We start from the raw sequence: 14,454 nt of genomic DNA, 5'->3' as shown, positions 1-14,454 counted from the left end.
AGCGTCCTATTTCGTGACGGTAGGCGCATCACCGAGCAGCCCGACCCGGTCCCGACCAGCGGGGAAGATCGACCCAGCCCCGGAAGTCGACCCCGACTTTCCCCGTGAGTGGATCGAGTTCGTAGATCCGGCAAACGACGAGCATCTGATCGTCGCCGATCTGACTTGGCTGCTGTCGCGGTGGACGTGTGTGTTCGGCACCCCCGCCTGTCAGGGCATCCTGGCCGACCGCCCGGACGACGGCTGCTGCTCACACGGCGCGTTCCTCTCCGACGACGACGACCGCAAACGACTGGGCCGCGCTGTGAAGATGCTCACACCCAAGGACTGGCAGCTACGCAACGAGGCGACCAACGCGCAGGGCAAGGTCACCAAGAGCGGCTATCTGGAGCTCGACGAACTGGACGACGAGCCCGCGCTGCGCACGCGCCGGTTCGATGGCGCGTGCATCTTCCTCAACCGTCCCGGCTTCGCGGGCGGAATCGGCTGCGCCCTGCACTCCATGGCGCTGCGGCGCGGCATCGAGCCGCTGGAGGTGAAGCCGGACGTGTGCTGGCAGCTGCCGATCCGCCGTACCCAGGACTGGGTGGACCGGCCCGACGGCGTGCAGATCCTGCGCACCGTCATCACCGAGTACGACCGCCGCGGCTGGGGGCCGGGCGGCGCCGATCTGGACTGGTACTGCTCGGGCTCCCCCGACGCCCATGTCGGCGGCAAGCCGGTGTGGCAGTCCTATGCCCCCGAGCTGACCGAACTGATCGGCGCGCCCGCCTACGCGGAGCTGGCCAGGCACTGCAAGCGCCGCGCGGGCCTCGGCCTGATCGCCGTGCACCCGGCGACGGTGCACGCCGAGCGGATGCGCGATACCACGGATCCGCTCGCCTGATCGTTTGCCGACCGCGCTCGATCGGGCGGCTGCACCGGCGGTGCGGTCGAGCGGTGGTTCACCCCGTCGCCATGCGAGCTTCACCCGGATCGGGTTGGATGTGCCGTTATGTCCAAGAAAGTTCTCACCGCGGCGACCATCGCCCTGGGCGCCGCCCTCTCGCTGACCGGAGTAGCCCACGCCGAGCCGAACGGCGACCCGCACAAGTTCTACGACTTCACCACAGAGTTCGTCGCGGCCACCGATCCCGCCGCGGCCGGCGCCAAGGCCGCGGGCAAGCTCCTGATCGCGAGCCCGTACGGCACCTCGCACACCATCGCCTGCCGTGGCACCAACGCCGCCGACCTCTACGACTGCATGCAGGAAGACGCTCTGGGCTGGATCAGCCTGCAGAGGACCGAGACCCCGCTCGGCACCACGTGGATCTACTTCCCCTGAGCCGCCCGCGAACGGCGACGGCCGAGCGCACCGCAGTGCGCTCGGCCGTTTCGCGCTCGTGCCGCGGGGACGCTCACGCCTCCAGCTTGTAGCCCAGTCCCCGCACCGTGACCAGGTGTTCCGGCTTGGCCGGGTCCGCCTCGATCTTCGAGCGCAGCCGCTTGACGTGCACGTCCAGGGTCTTGGTGTCGCCGACGTAGTCGGCGCCCCACACCCGGTCGATCAGCTGGCCGCGGGTGAGCACCCGCCCGGAATTGCGCAGCAGGTATTCGAGCAGGTCGAACTCCTTGAGCGGCAAGGTGACCGGCTTGCCGTTCACCATCACGGTGTGCCGGTCGACGTCCATCCGGACCGGACCCGCCTCCAGCACGCCGCTCTCGTTGGAGCCCTCCAGCTCGTCGCCCGCGCCGCGGCGCAGCACCGCGCGGATGCGCGCGATGAGCTCCCGGGCGGAATACGGCTTGGTGACATAGTCGTCGGCGCCCAATTCCAAGCCGACCACCTTGTCGATCTCGCTGTCGCGCGCGGTGACCATGATCACCGGGACGCCGCTGCGGGTGCGCAATTGCTTGCACACGTCGGTGCCGCTCATGCCGGGCAGCATCAGGTCGAGCAGGACGATGTCCGCACCGGACCGGTCGAACTCGGCGAGCGCGGACGGCCCGTCACCGACGACGGTGACCTCGAAACCCTCCTTGCGCAGCAGGAACGCGAGCGGATCGGCCAGCGACTCCTCATCCTCGACGATCAGAACACTGGTCATCTGCGTGCCTCCACACCATTCGGTCGGCCCGGTCCCGAAGGACGCGGGCTGGTTTCATTCGTGCCAACCACGGCGCCGTCGTGGTCGTCGTCGGCGCCTGCTTCGTGGTGGGCGGGTATGCGCAAGGTGAACGTCGATCCGGTGCCCAACTTGCTCCACAGGGTGATTTCCCCGTTGTGGTTGGCGGCCACGTGTTTGACGATAGCCAGGCCCAGACCGGTGCCGCCGGTCTGGCGCGAACGCGCCTTGTCGGACCGGAAGAATCGCTCGAACACCCGCTCCTGGTCCTCCTTGGCGATGCCGATGCCGCGGTCGGTGACCGCCATCGCCACGTGATCGCCGCGCAGCGAGCGGCTCACCGAGACGTGGGAACCGGCCGGCGAGTAGGCGATCGCGTTCTCCACCAGGTTGGACAGGGCGGTGACCAGCAGGGTTTCGTCGCCCAGCACCTCGAGCCCGCTCGGACGGTCGGTGCTGACCGTGATGCCGGCGGCTTCGGCGGCGGTGCGGGAACGATCGACCGCCTGCATCACCACGGTGTCCACGTCCACCACCTCGAGTTCGGGCAGTTTCTCCGCGCCTTGCAGGCGGGAGAGCGCGATGAGCTCGGTCACCATCTTGCCGAGGCGGCGGGATTCGCCGAGCACGCGCTGACCGAAGTGTCGCACGGCCTCGGGGTCTTCGGCGGATTCCAGCAAAGCTTCGGCCAGCAGGCTCATGGCGCCGACCGGGGTCTTGAGTTCATGGCTGACGTTTGCGACGAAGTCGCGCCGGGTGGCCTCCATGCGCGCCTGTTCGGAATCGTCGTCGGCGAACAGCACGGTGAAGGTGGTCTCCTCGCGCGACAGTTGCCTGGCGACGCCGCGCACCGCGATGCGGCCGCGACCGGGAACCGGATTCTTGGCGGTGAGGTCGAACTCCGCGGATTCGCCGGTGGCCAGCACCTTCTCCACCGCGGCCCAGGCCCGCTCGTCGAGCAGGCGATTGCGGACCAGGCCGAGTTCCTCCGCGCGCGGATTGACCAGCACGACGTCGCGGTACTCGTCGACAACCGCGATCCCGCTCTCGGAGGCGAGCACGATCAGGTCGAGAACCTGGGACATGGTGAGACCCGACTCGGCCTGCCTGCGCGCGGCCTGCCTGGCATTCACATACGGGATCAACAGCCCGCCGACTGCCAGGCCGACGACAGCCGCCAAGATGGCCAGCAGCACGGCCTGGGGAACACTCACACTTGAATCGTACGGTCGCCAACCGGTTGGCCAACGCGGGGTACACGAAGTTTCGCGCAGGTCATAGCCCCTTCCGGCCTCGTTAGCCGCATGTTTACGCGCTGTTCGATGTCAGGTATCCGCGTCGCATTTCCCTGGGGCAGTCGGTCTTCATCGTCAGATGTCCACACCCATCCGGACCGGACAGTCGGATTCGAAGTCGCCGTAAGGGAGGCCGGTTTCGCCGTCGCCGACCGGCCGCGGGGCGATCAGTCCCGAGCGTGCGCCTTCGCCCCTATCCCGCACCGTCGAGCATGATGCGCGAGGGCGCACGCTCGCCACTCGCCCCGGATCTACCAGCCCGGATCGCCGCTGACCGGGATGTTGACGAAGCTCGGACGGCCCGGGTCCAGCTCCAGGTGCTGTGGCCGCAGGCCGGTGTCGAGCAGCATCGGCAGGATCGGCAGGCCCTTGGGGAAGTTGCCCGCGTAGACGTCGACGCGCAGACGGTGACCGGGTTGCAGGATCGCCTCGGTGGCGGGCAGCGCGATGTCCAGCGTGGTCACCTCGCCCGGGACCGTCGGCTGCCGCCGCTCCAGCGAGGTGTACGGCCGCGGGTCGGTGTAGTCGCCGTTGGCCGACTTGCTGCTCATCGCCTCGTCGATGGCCCGCAGCGAAGCCATGAGCTGACCGGACGACAGCACGCTGGACCGCCCGTCCGGCGCGACGTCGTTCACCGTGACCACCCAGTACCCGTCGGCGGCGTCCTGAACGGTGGTGAGCCGCACCGCGATCTGCCCGGAGATTATGGTCGCGGCGGCGACCGGGGCGCTGGTGAAGGTCAACCCGTTGAGCTCCTCGACCCTGGAGTCCTTCGCACAGCCGTCGATGACCGCCAGCACACCCGCGTTGCCCTGGGCGGCGTCGTTGGAGCACAGGCTGGTCAAGCCGGGGGCGACGGTCAGGCGGGCGGGCTCGCCGGTGCCCTCGGAGTCGAGCGAACCGTCGTACCGGCTGCTCGCGGAGCCGCTGGGTGCGGCGGACAGGTACATCCTGCGGTGCACCGCCCGCGCCGAATCCGCGGCGGCGGTCGGCGCGGCGAACGAGTCGGTGGTGATCCAGCCGCCGCCCTGCTGACGCAAGGTGATCGGACCGTACCGGTCGATGCCGTTGTCGATGTCTTTGAGCCACCGGTCGAACCACGCGCGCTGCAACACGTCCAGCCGCGGCGGCAGGCCCGGCCTGCCGTACTCGTTGCCCGAGTTGAGGTGATAGGTGTCGCCCATCAGCAGCTGTTTCTGGCCCGGCGGCAGCGGGATCTGGTTGTAGATCTTGGATTCCGAGTAGGTGAACAGGTCGTGCCAGCCGCCGGTGACGAAGGTCGGCGTCCGGATCCCGCGCGGGTCGCCCAGCCAGTCCCGGCGCGGGCCGGAACCGTCGGTCAGCAGTTCCTCGGCGCGCGGGTCGAGATCCTCCAGGCGCGCGGTGGTGTAGACGTTGAGCAGAACATCCATGAAGGTCAACGGATCTCGGGCGCGGTCGGCCAGCCACGTGGTATCCAGCTGTCCGGTGAGCACCGAGGCCAGATCGGGAATCAACTTCAGGCCGTTGATCGCGGTGAGCCACAGCGGGATGAAGGTGAAGCCGAAACCGCCGCCCGGCGCCAGCACGTCGTTGACCAGGTCGCTGCCCGGGACCACCGGGAAGATCGCCCGCAAGGCCTGCGGCCGCTTCTGGGCGACCTGCACCTGGTTGATCGCGGAGTAGGAGATGCCGTTCATGCCGACGCGTCCGTTGGACCACGGCTGCCGGGACGCCCAGTCGATCACCTCGAGCGTGTCCTGCTGTTCCCGTCCGCGCAGCATGTCCCAGACACCCTGGGAGAAACCGGTGCCGCGCACGTCGACGACGACCTGTGCGTAGCCGCTCTTGATCAGCTGCCGATCGACGGTGAAGTTCCGCAGTTCGCCCCCGCCGAAGGCCTTGGTCAGGTCGGTGACACCGGACAGCGGGGTGCCGCTCAGGTCGATCCGACGGAAGAATTCGATCAGCGCGTCGGACAGGCCGGGGATCGACTGCGCGTGATCGGCCAGGTTCGAGACCAGCTTGGTGTACGGCGTGAGATCGACGATCGTCGGCATGGGTGTGTCGATGGGGCGGCCGGAGGCGTCCGCGGGGCGGTAGACGTTGCCCTTCAGGACGGTTCCGTCACTCATCGTGAGGGGGACGTCCCACTGGATGTCGATGTTCGGGTACTGCTGCGGACCATCTTGGGTGGCCGTCCACGCCGCTGCGGCGGCGCCGCCGTCGGGTCCGGTGGGCGATGCGACGGCATCGGCGCCGGTGGCGAGCAAGGAGACGAGCATCGTGGCGGCAACCGCCGTGACCGTGGCCCGCAACGCGCTCTTCATCGAACGTGATCCACCTCTCAGCCGGTCGAACAACAGGACGATGCCGACTTACTTGCGGGTGAAAATAGTGGGTAACTTAAACCGCCGACAGCGCGTCCCGGATCGACCGGCGTCTGCGGCGTGTCGCCGGGCAACCGCACCCCGCCTGCCGGTCGGAACGACAACGCGCTGCCACCCGGGCGGGTGACAGCGCGTTGGGAGTCTCGATATGCGGCTTACTTGCCGCCCTGACCGGCGACGGCGGCGGCGCCCGCGGCGGCCGCCTCCGGGTCCAGGTACTCGTGCGGGCGCACCGGGCGAAGGTTCTCGTCCAACTCGTAGCGCAGCGGAATGCCGGTGGGGATGTTCAGGCCCGCGATGTCCTCGTCGGAGATCTGATCGAGGTGCTTGACCAGCGCGCGCAGCGAGTTGCCGTGCGCCGCGACCAGCACCGTCCGGCCGGACAGCAGGTCCTTGGAGATGGTCGACTCCCAGTACGGCACCATCCGGTTGACCACGTCGAGCAGGCACTCGGTCTTCGGCACCTCGATGCCCGCGTAGCGCGCGTCGCCCTCCTGGCTGTACTCGTTGGCCGGATCGATCGGCGGCGGCGGGGTGTCATAGCTACGGCGCCACAGCATGAACTGCTCGTCGCCGTACTTCTCCCGGACCTGCGCCTTGTTCTTTCCTTGCAGCTCACCGTAGTGACGCTCGTTGAGCCGCCAGTCCCGGATCACCGGGATCCAGTGCCGGTCGGCGGCGTCCAAGGCGATGTTGGCGGTAGAGATCGCGCGACGCAACAGCGAGGTGTAGACCACATCCGGCAGGATGCCGTGCTCGGCCAGCAATTCCCCGGCACGCTTGCCCTCGGCGATGCCCTTGTCGGTCAGATGCACGTCCACCCAGCCGGTGAACAGGTTCAGGGCGTTCCATTCGCTTTCGCCGTGGCGCAGCAGCACGAGGGTGTACGTCATGCGGTCATCCTCCCATGCGCGCTGCGGCGGGTCGCATCGGTTCCCGCCGCGCCGCCCCGGCACCGTCGGGAAAACGCGATGTCACACGGTTTCGTCCGCGGCGAGCACGCCCGCGCCCGCCAACGTGGCGCCGTGGGTGATCGCCGAGAGTTCGACCCGCAGCCCGCGCAGGAACTTCAGCCCGGCGTGTGCGTCGACCGCGGCGCGCAGCGGATCCCACAGCGGCGCACCGGATTGCGCGAACCCGCCGCCGATCACCACCCGGTCGACGTCGAGCAGGGCGGCGGCCGAGGCGATCGCCGCGCCGAGCGCGGTGCCCGCCCGGTGCAGTGCGGCGACCGCGATCTCGTCGCCGGCGTGCGCGTCGGCGGCCAGCCGCACACCCGTGCCGCCGGACCAACCCCGCTCGCGTGCCCAGCGCACCGACGACATGCCGCTCGCGACCGCCTCGACGCAGCCGCGGCCGCCGCAGCCGCACGGCGTGTCCCAGCCGGGCACGACGATGTGGCCCACGTGCCCGGCGTTGCCGGTGCGCCCGAGCAGCACTTTGCCGTCCGCGACGATCCCGCCGCCGATTCCCGAGGACACCGTCATGGCCAACGCGTCGGACACCCCGCGCAGCGCGCCCAGGCGGTGTTCGGCCAGCGCCAGGCAAGCCCCGTCGATGGCGAAACGAATCGTGGCGGCCGGGAACAGCGCCTGCACGGCGGCGACGATCGGGAAGCCCGCCTTCCACTCCGGGATGTTCAACGGCCCCGTGACGCCGGTGCGCACATCCACCGGCCCGGCCGCTCCGATCCCCACCACGCCGACCGGTTCCCGACCGGCCACCGCGAGCAGCAGTTCACGACAGGCGTCCCACACCCGCGCGTCCGGCACGTCCACCCGGCGCACATCGCGCACCTCGAAACCGGGGCCGACCACCCCGGCCGCGAACTTCGTCGCACCGATGTCCAGAGCGAGAATCGCCACCGCCGTATCCCCTTCTCCGAGCCGAACCGAGCCCAGCCACGCCCAGCCCAGCCCAGCCCAGCCCAGCCCAGCCACCCGAGATTGTCACCCGGCGGGCGGGAGCCGGCGATGACCGGCTACGGCTTGTCGGCGGAATCGACCAGATGCTCGAAGGCGCGCAGGTTCTGCAGCGACTCGCCGCGCGAGACGCGCCACTTCCACTCCCGCCGAATGGATTCGGCGAAGCCGAGTTCCAGCAGCACGTTGAAGTCGGCGTCGACGGCCTCGAGAATCTGTCCGAACACCCGGTCCAGTTCGTCGGCGGTGACGGCGTGCGCGGACATGCGGCCCACCAGATAGATATCGCCGACCCGGTCGAGGGTGTACGCGACCGCGTAGAGCCTGCGGTTGCGGCGCAGCAGGAACTTGTACACGCCCTCGAAGTTCTCGTCGGGCTTGCGGCAGACGAACGCTTCGAAGCGGACCCCGTGCTTGCCCACCGTGACCATCACCGTGGTCTGGAGCTTGCGCTCACCGGGCAGGACGACGACGAAGGTCTCCTCCCCCGGCCGGGTGTATTCGATCTCCCTGTCCCGCAGCGTCTCCTCGATGAGCCGCGCGGTTGTCCGCACCTCGTTCACCGGCGTACTCCCATCGGGTGCCGCCACAGCGTCCGCGATCTCACCTGACTGTTCTCGCCGAGAAGGGCGGCCGTCCGCTCTCCGGCGAGACCGGCGGACACCTGGTCGTACGCATCCTCCCGCACATCGCTGTGCGCCGGGCCGCCGAAGGTCACCCGCTCGTCCCGGAAACCGGCCAGGGCCGCGGCGTAGCTGGCGAGCAGCCCGTCGGCGGTGTGCGCCCACGAGAAATTGGCCGCGTGCGTGACGGCCCGCTCGCCCATCCGGCGCAGCCGGTCCGGGTCGTCCAGCAGGTGGCGCAGCGCGCTCGCCCAGTCCGCGGTGCGATGCCCCGGGACGAGCAGGCCGGACACCTCGTGCCGTACGGCCGTGCCGAGACCGCCCACGTCGGCGGCCAGCACCGGCGTGCCGCTGGCCTGCGCCTCGATCGCGACCAACCCGAAGGACTCGTTGTAGCTCGGCACGGCGACCAGGTCGGCGGCGCGGTAGACCAGCACCAGCCGCTGCGGCGGCTGCGGGGGCAGGAAGCTGACCCGCTCGGCGATGCCCAACTCGGCGGCAAGATCGATCAGCGCGTGGGGCCGCTCCAGCCCGCTCCCGGACGGACCGCCCACGATCAGCACGCGCAGGTTGCGGTCCGGGTCGGCGCGCAACACCTCGGCCGCGGCGCGCACCAGCACATCGGGCGCCTTCAGTGGCTGGATCCGGCCAACGAACGCGACGATCCGCTCGTCGGCGGCCAGTCCGAGCACGGCGCGGGCTGCGGCCCGGTCACCGGGGCGGTAGCAGGTCAGGTCGGCGCCCGGCGGCACGACGTCGATGCGCTCGGGGTCGGCGCCATAGAGTTCGACCAGCTGGCGGGCCTCGTCGGCGGTGTTGGCGACCAGCCGGTCGGATTCGGCGATCACCTGCTTCTCGCCGATCTCGCGGGTCGCCGGTTCGGGACAGTCACCTTCGGCCAGCGCGGCGTTCTTCACCGCCGCCAGGGTGTGCGCGGTGTGCACCAGCGGCACCCGCCAGCGGTCCCTGGTCAGCCAGCCGACCTGGCCGGACAGCCAGTAGTGCGAGTGCACCAGGTCGTAGTGGCCGGGCAGATGCCTGGCCTCCTGACGCAGCACCTCCGCGGTGAAGGGGCACAACTGGGTGGGCAGATCATGCTTGTCCAGCCCCTCGAACGGGCCCGCGACCACGTTGCGCACCAGCACGCCGGGTGCGGCCTCCTGGACGGGCGGGAGATTCGACGCGGTGGCCCGGGTGAAGATCTCCACCTCGGTGCCGCGCCGAGCCAGCTCGACGGCCGTTTGCAGGACATAGACGTTCATGCCGCCCGCGTCGCCGGTGCCCGGCTGAGCGAGTGGTGAGGTGTGCACCGATAACACGGCGATACGGTTGGGCCGTAGGTTCAGGCGCTGACTCACACTATCCATAGTGCACGTCGCGTTCCCCAGCCCAGATACGCGATCCGCGTCAAGTGATACCTATCACAAAGCAGCCATGAATTCGATCACTGGCTCTCGACGAACGCGCTCACCTCGGCGACGAACCGGGAACGGTCCTCGATGAACAGCCCGTGCTGGGCGCCCTCCCAGAACGACACACGCGCGTTCGGCACGGCCTCGGCGATGTAGCGGCCGTTGTCGATCGGGACGACCCGGTCGGCCGTCCCGTGCTGGACGAGCACCGGAACATCCAGCGCGCGAAGGGTTTCGGTGTTGTCGACGGTACGGTAGAACAGTGCTTTGCGCACCGCGGGCGGGGTGGCGAGACCGGCCCCGAACAAGCGTTGCGCGTCCGGCCCCTTGTCCGCGCCAGGTCCGGTGTTGGCGTTTCCGAACAGACCGAAGGCGCGCACCGCCCGCCCCGCGCTCTCCTCGAAGACGCCGGGAATCGCCTCCCGCATCATGCTGCCGGTCGCCGCGCCGGGCACACCGGGGCCGATGTTCGCCATCGCGCCGGTGTAGACGACGCCCGCCACGGCGCCGGTGCCGTAAGCGGCCAAGTAGTCGGTCAGCACGATCCCGCCGTAGGACCAGCCGAGCAGCACCGCGCCCGAAGCGATCCCCTCGGCCGCCAGCACCGCCGCGACATCGGCCGCCCAATTCTTCGGGTCGTCGTAGCCCGTCGCGGGCGTGCCGGAGTAGCCGTGGCCGCGCAGATCGACGGCGATCACCCGCGAGTGCGCGGCGAGGTCGTCGGCGGCCCCGCCCCAGCAGTTCAGATTCGCCGACCAGCCGTGCAGCAGCACCAGCGGCCTGCCGTGCACCGGACCACTCACCCGGTAGACGATGTTCGTTCCGTCCGCGCTCACCACGTCCCGAATAGCCATGCACCGAGGCTAACCGTGCTCGCGGTGACCGCCCGGACCCGGAAAACCCGGCGCATCTAGGATCTGTCGGCATGAGCACTCGCATCGCTGTCGTCACCGGAGCCAGCTCGGGAATCGGCGAGGCCACCGCCCGTGAGCTGGCGAAGCAGGGCTACCACGTCTACGTCGGTGCGCGCAGGGTCGATCGTCTGCGCCGCCTCGCCGAGGAGATCGGTGGCACCGCAGTGGAACTCGACGTCACCTCGGACGAGTCGGTACAGGCGTTCACCGAAGCGGTCGAGCGCGTCGACGTGCTGGTCAACAACGCGGGCGGCGCCAAGGGCTTGGCCTCGGTGGCCGAGGCCGACCTGGACGACTGGCGGTGGATGTGGGAGACGAACGTGCTCGGCACGCTGCGCGTCACCAAGGCGCTGCTGCCGAAGCTGATCGCCTCCGGCGACGGGTTGATCGTCACCGTCACGTCGGTGGCCGCGTTCACCGCCTACGACAACGGCTCCGGCTACACCTCCGCGAAGCACGCGCAGGCCGTGCTGCACCGCACGTTGCGCGGAGAGCTGCTCGGGCAGCCGGTGCGCCTGACCGAGATCGCGCCCGGCGCGGTGGAGACCGAGTTCTCACTGGTGCGTTTCGGCGGCGACGCCGAGCGCGCGGCCAAGGTGTACGAGGGCATCGATCCGCTGGTCGCCCAGGACATCGCGGAGGTCATCGGGTTCGTCGCGTCGCGACCGGCGCACGTCGACCTGGACCAGATCATCATCAAACCGCGCGACCAGGCGGATGCGGGCCGATTCGCCCGCCGCACCTCATAGCGCCGGCGAATACCCGGGCCGGCGGTGTCGGTCCGGCCGCGAATTGCTGGGACTTCGCTCTTCGTCCGTAGCCGTTAGCATCCGAGAGGCCGCACGCGTAAAGACATCGGATGGGAGTGGTTCGGCTCATGCTCAAGGGCTTCAAAGAGTTCCTGATGCGCGGGAACGTCATCGACCTCGCGGTCGCCGTCGTCATGGGCACCGCGTTCACCTCTGTGGTGACCTCGGTGACGAAGGGTGTCGTCAATCCGCTGCTCGCGGTGTTCGGCAGCACCAATCAGCTGGGCCTCGGCGTCCAGCTGATTCCCGCCAAGCCCGCCACTTTCATCGCCATCGGCCCGATCATCACGGCCACCATCGATTTCGTCATGGTCGCCGCGGTGCTGTACTTCGTGCTGATCCTGCCCATGAAGACGATCAAGAACCGCTTCGGCACGCCGAAGGCGGCCGAGCCCACCGAGATCGAGTTGCTGACCGAGATCCGCGATCTCCTGGCCGAACGGCACGAGAAGGTTCGCGCCGAGCGCCACGCCGACCGCGCGGCCGAAGCGGAACACGCCCGTGCGACCGACGAGCAGAACGTGCAGGTGCGCTAGCCTGGTCAGCGCGCCCCAGCGGGCTGCGGGGGCACGGGCGTGGCGGACACCACGGCCGACGGCGTACCCCGCAACGCCGACATGGTTTTCCAAGTGTCCCAGTCGATGGTCCAGTCGTAGAGGTCGCCGTCGGCGGCCGACAGCGGGATCGAGGTTCCGGTCACCTCGACCGGATCGCCGTACAAGGACGTGGGGAAATACGCCTGGGCATCACCCGGCGACAGATTGATGCAGCCGTTGGTGACGTTCGCCGACCCCTGCGCCGACAGCGATTGCGGGTTGGCGTGGATGAATTCGCCGTTGTTGGAGATGCGTACCGCCCAGCGTTCGCGAACGTTGGTGTAGTACGGCGGGTTCGACATCATGAAGTCTTCGTACTTCTCGGTGACCACGTGGATGCCGGAGCGGGTCACGTTGCGCGCCTCGTTGCCCTCGCCGTAACTGACCGCGAAATCGAACACCGTCTGCCCGTCGCGGATCACCTGCATGCGGTGACTCGGGGCGCTCGCCTTGACGATCTGGCTGCGGCCGATGCGGAAATCCGTGGTGAGATCGGAATCGCCGTAGGTGCCGCCGCCCAGGTCGAGGCCATAGAGCCGGGCCGAGACGCGCACGCTGGTCCCCGGTGTCCAGTAGTTCTTCGGACGCCAGTGCAGGCGCGAGCCGCCGTCGTCGGGGAACCAGGCCCACGCGCCCTCGGTGGGCGGATCGGTGGTGATGGTGAGCGCCTTCTCCACCGCGGCTTTGTTCGTGACGGAGGACTTGAACTGGAGAATGATCGGCGCCGCGATGCCGACTTCCTGGTTGTCGCCGATGTTCAGGGTCGCGGGAACGGTGCTCTTGGGCGTGATGGTGTGGAACGAACCGTCGATCGGGATCGGCTTGCCATCGGCGCCGACGGCGGTACCGGACCAGGAATAGGTGGCGTCGTAGCCGAGCGGCTCGGTGATGGTGAACGCGCGCCGGTCCGGCGCGAGTTGGCCGCGGACCTGCTTGCCCGCGGCATTGGTCAGCGCGACCTGATCGATCGTGCCGTCACTGATCGTCACCGACACCGGCGTGGTCGGATTGACGTTCGTCGCTTTGTCGGCGGGAGTCAACGTCGCTTTGGCGACCGGACCGGCAGCGGGACGCGGCTTGCCGGAGCCGCGGTCTATCGTGCAACCGGCCACCACGGCGACGACCACCAGCAGGACGGCCGACACCACGGCAACCGATCGGTGGATCATCGGGCGGTGGTTCACTTCGTCGAATCTACGCGCGGCACGCGCGCCGACCCGTCGACCCAGCGTGTGGTGTCGGCCTCAACGGGTCAGAGCGTGACACCCACGGTGACCGGTTCGGGTTCCAGCCGGATCCCGAAACGTTCGGCCACGCCGTCGCGGACCGTCCTGGCCAGCGCCACCACATCGGCCGCACTGGCGCCACCGCGATTGGTCAGCGCCAGTGTGTGTTTCGTCGACAGCCGGGCGGGCGCCCCCGCACCGGGGAAGCCCTTGGCGAAACCCGCCCGCTCGATGAGCCAGCCCGCGGAGAACTTGACCCCGTCCCGCGCCGGGTAGGTCGGCACCGCGACATCGCCCACGTGAGCGGCGATCGCGGCGCGCACCTGCGCCACCCGCTCCGGCGCGACCACCGGATTGGTGAAGAACGAACCCGCGCTCCAGGTGTCGTGGTCGGCGGTATCGAGAACCATGCCTTTGCCCGCACGTAACCGCAGCACCGCCTCCCGCACCTGCGCCGCGGGCCGGGACTCGCCGTCCGTGGCGCCCAGCACCGAGGCCAGCTCGCCGTAACGCAGTGGCACGCTGGAACCGTCGGCGCGCAGCGCGAACTCGACCGCGAGCACGACGGCGTCGTCGCGGTGCTTGAGCACGCTGGTGCGGTAACCGAACCCGAGTTCACTCGGCTCCACCCAACGGATCTCGCCGCTGCCGCGATCCAGCAGGCGTACTCGGCGCAGCAGGTTCGCCACTTCCGCGCCGTAAGCGCCGACGTTCTGCACGGGCGTCGCACCCGCGGAGCCGGGAATGCCGGACAGGCACTCCAATCCGCCGAAGCCCGCTTCGACCGTCGCGCGCACCACGGCGTCCCAGTTCGCGCCGGCCTCGGCGAGCACACCGCTGTCCGCGATGTCGACGCCGGTGGTGGCGACCCGGACCACGACGCCGTCGAAGCCGTCGTCGCCGACGAGCAGATTGGATCCGCCCGCGAGCAACAGCACCGGGACGCCCGCCGCGTCCAGCGCGCGCACCGTGGCGACCAAGGCCTCGGTCGTCGCGCATTCGGCGACCAGGGCGGGGCCGCCGACCCGCAACGTGGTCAGCTCCGCCAGCCGCACGTCGGCGCGCAGCCGCGCACCGGTACCGGCGAGGAGGTCCGACAGCGCTACTCGTGAAGTTCGCACGATGCTAAACGTAGCGTGCACGCTGAACCGCAGCGTGCACGCCGATGGCCACACGTCGGCGT

General features: G+C 69.4%; 14 protein-coding genes. 4 read left to right on the top strand and 10 right to left on the bottom strand.

The window, feature by feature from the left end; translation table 11 throughout:
• Positions 1–13 precede the first annotated feature (13 nt).
• Together ACT89H_RS17230 and ACT89H_RS17225 are read left to right on the top strand one after the other, a co-directional pair.
• On the top strand, positions 14–886 hold the full coding sequence (locus ACT89H_RS17230) for a DUF3109 family protein (protein ID WP_445109635.1): 873 nt from the start codon (positions 14–16) through the stop codon (positions 884–886).
• A gap of 108 nt (positions 887–994) precedes the next feature.
• Complete coding sequence (locus tag ACT89H_RS17225; protein WP_445109634.1) at positions 995–1,324, top strand: hypothetical protein; 330 nt, start codon at positions 995–997, stop codon at positions 1,322–1,324.
• 73 nt (positions 1,325–1,397) lie between these two features.
• Here the strand turns inward: ACT89H_RS17225 and ACT89H_RS17220 are convergent, their stop codons facing one another.
• The 8 genes from ACT89H_RS17220 to ACT89H_RS17185 all read right to left on the bottom strand — a co-directional run bounded on the left by ACT89H_RS17220 (position 1,398) and on the right by ACT89H_RS17185 (position 10,580).
• Entirely contained in the window at positions 1,398–2,087 is a 690-nt protein-coding gene (locus ACT89H_RS17220; RefSeq protein WP_039802162.1) for a winged helix-turn-helix domain-containing protein, read from the bottom strand.
• Positions 2,084–3,319: a sensor histidine kinase gene (locus ACT89H_RS17215; protein WP_039802164.1), complete on the bottom strand. Its 1,236-nt coding sequence runs from the start codon at positions 3,317–3,319 to the stop codon at positions 2,084–2,086. Before ACT89H_RS17215 ends, ACT89H_RS17220 begins: the two co-directional genes overlap by 4 nt.
• A gap of 332 nt (positions 3,320–3,651) precedes the next feature.
• Positions 3,652–5,709 carry a CocE/NonD family hydrolase gene (locus ACT89H_RS17210; protein WP_445109633.1) on the bottom strand — a complete coding sequence of 686 codons (2,058 nt, stop codon included), beginning with the start codon at positions 5,707–5,709 and terminating at the stop codon, positions 3,652–3,654.
• 215 nt (positions 5,710–5,924) lie between these two features.
• The gene (locus ACT89H_RS17205) at positions 5,925–6,662 is read right to left on the bottom strand and encodes a phosphoglyceromutase (protein WP_445109632.1); all 738 of its coding nucleotides are present in this window, start codon (positions 6,660–6,662) and stop codon (positions 5,925–5,927) included.
• Between the two features lie 81 nt (positions 6,663–6,743).
• Entirely contained in the window at positions 6,744–7,634 is an 891-nt protein-coding gene (locus tag ACT89H_RS17200) for an ROK family protein (protein ID WP_445109631.1), read from the bottom strand.
• 116 nt (positions 7,635–7,750) lie between these two features.
• Complete coding sequence (locus ACT89H_RS17195; RefSeq protein ID WP_445109774.1) at positions 7,751–8,245, bottom strand: type III secretion system chaperone family protein; 495 nt, start codon at positions 8,243–8,245, stop codon at positions 7,751–7,753.
• A gap of 5 nt (positions 8,246–8,250) precedes the next feature.
• Positions 8,251–9,681, bottom strand: coding sequence for a D-inositol-3-phosphate glycosyltransferase (gene mshA, locus ACT89H_RS17190; RefSeq protein WP_445109630.1), 1,431 nt, complete (start codon positions 9,679–9,681; stop codon positions 8,251–8,253).
• Between the two features lie 77 nt (positions 9,682–9,758).
• Positions 9,759–10,580 carry an alpha/beta fold hydrolase gene (locus tag ACT89H_RS17185; protein WP_445109629.1) on the bottom strand — a complete coding sequence of 274 codons (822 nt, stop codon included), beginning with the start codon at positions 10,578–10,580 and terminating at the stop codon, positions 9,759–9,761.
• Between the two features lie 71 nt (positions 10,581–10,651).
• Here ACT89H_RS17185 and ACT89H_RS17180 point away from each other — a divergent pair, with 71 nt between their 5' ends.
• Together ACT89H_RS17180 and mscL are read left to right on the top strand one after the other, a co-directional pair.
• Complete coding sequence (locus tag ACT89H_RS17180) at positions 10,652–11,389, top strand: SDR family NAD(P)-dependent oxidoreductase (RefSeq protein WP_445109628.1); 738 nt, start codon at positions 10,652–10,654, stop codon at positions 11,387–11,389.
• Between the two features lie 128 nt (positions 11,390–11,517).
• Positions 11,518–11,985, top strand: a complete 468-nt coding sequence (gene mscL / locus ACT89H_RS17175) for a large conductance mechanosensitive channel protein MscL (RefSeq protein ID WP_445109773.1) — start codon at positions 11,518–11,520, stop codon at positions 11,983–11,985.
• Between the two features lie 5 nt (positions 11,986–11,990).
• On the opposite strand, the gene ACT89H_RS17170 is transcribed toward mscL, so the two are convergent.
• Together ACT89H_RS17170 and ACT89H_RS17165 are read right to left on the bottom strand one after the other, a co-directional pair.
• Positions 11,991–13,214 carry a L,D-transpeptidase gene (locus ACT89H_RS17170; protein WP_445109772.1) on the bottom strand — a complete coding sequence of 408 codons (1,224 nt, stop codon included), beginning with the start codon at positions 13,212–13,214 and terminating at the stop codon, positions 11,991–11,993.
• A gap of 83 nt (positions 13,215–13,297) precedes the next feature.
• Positions 13,298–14,395, bottom strand: a complete 1,098-nt coding sequence (locus tag ACT89H_RS17165) for a UDP-N-acetylmuramate dehydrogenase (protein ID WP_445109771.1) — start codon at positions 14,393–14,395, stop codon at positions 13,298–13,300.
• Positions 14,396–14,454: the final 59 nt, after the last annotated feature.

The sequence above is a fragment of the Nocardia aegles genome, assembly GCF_052545135.1.
Note: the sequence above shows the minus strand (reverse complement) of the source record. Positions and strands in the feature narration are given on the sequence as shown.

Coding starts and splice junctions, on each gene's coding strand:
- ACT89H_RS17225 (WP_445109634.1), top strand. CDS start 995: ATGTCCAAGAAAGTTCTCACCGCGGCGACCATCGCCCTGGGCGCCGCC.
- ACT89H_RS17220 (WP_039802162.1), bottom strand. CDS start 2,087: ATGACCAGTGTTCTGATCGTCGAGGATGAGGAGTCGCTGGCCGATCCG.
- ACT89H_RS17210 (WP_445109633.1), bottom strand. CDS start 5,709: ATGAAGAGCGCGTTGCGGGCCACGGTCACGGCGGTTGCCGCCACGATG.
- ACT89H_RS17205 (WP_445109632.1), bottom strand. CDS start 6,662: ATGACGTACACCCTCGTGCTGCTGCGCCACGGCGAAAGCGAATGGAAC.
- mshA (WP_445109630.1), bottom strand. CDS start 9,681: ATGGATAGTGTGAGTCAGCGCCTGAACCTACGGCCCAACCGTATCGCC.
- ACT89H_RS17185 (WP_445109629.1), bottom strand. CDS start 10,580: ATGGCTATTCGGGACGTGGTGAGCGCGGACGGAACGAACATCGTCTAC.
- ACT89H_RS17180 (WP_445109628.1), top strand. CDS start 10,652: ATGAGCACTCGCATCGCTGTCGTCACCGGAGCCAGCTCGGGAATCGGC.
- mscL (WP_445109773.1), top strand. CDS start 11,518: ATGCTCAAGGGCTTCAAAGAGTTCCTGATGCGCGGGAACGTCATCGAC.
- ACT89H_RS17170 (WP_445109772.1), bottom strand. CDS start 13,214: ATGATCCACCGATCGGTTGCCGTGGTGTCGGCCGTCCTGCTGGTGGTC.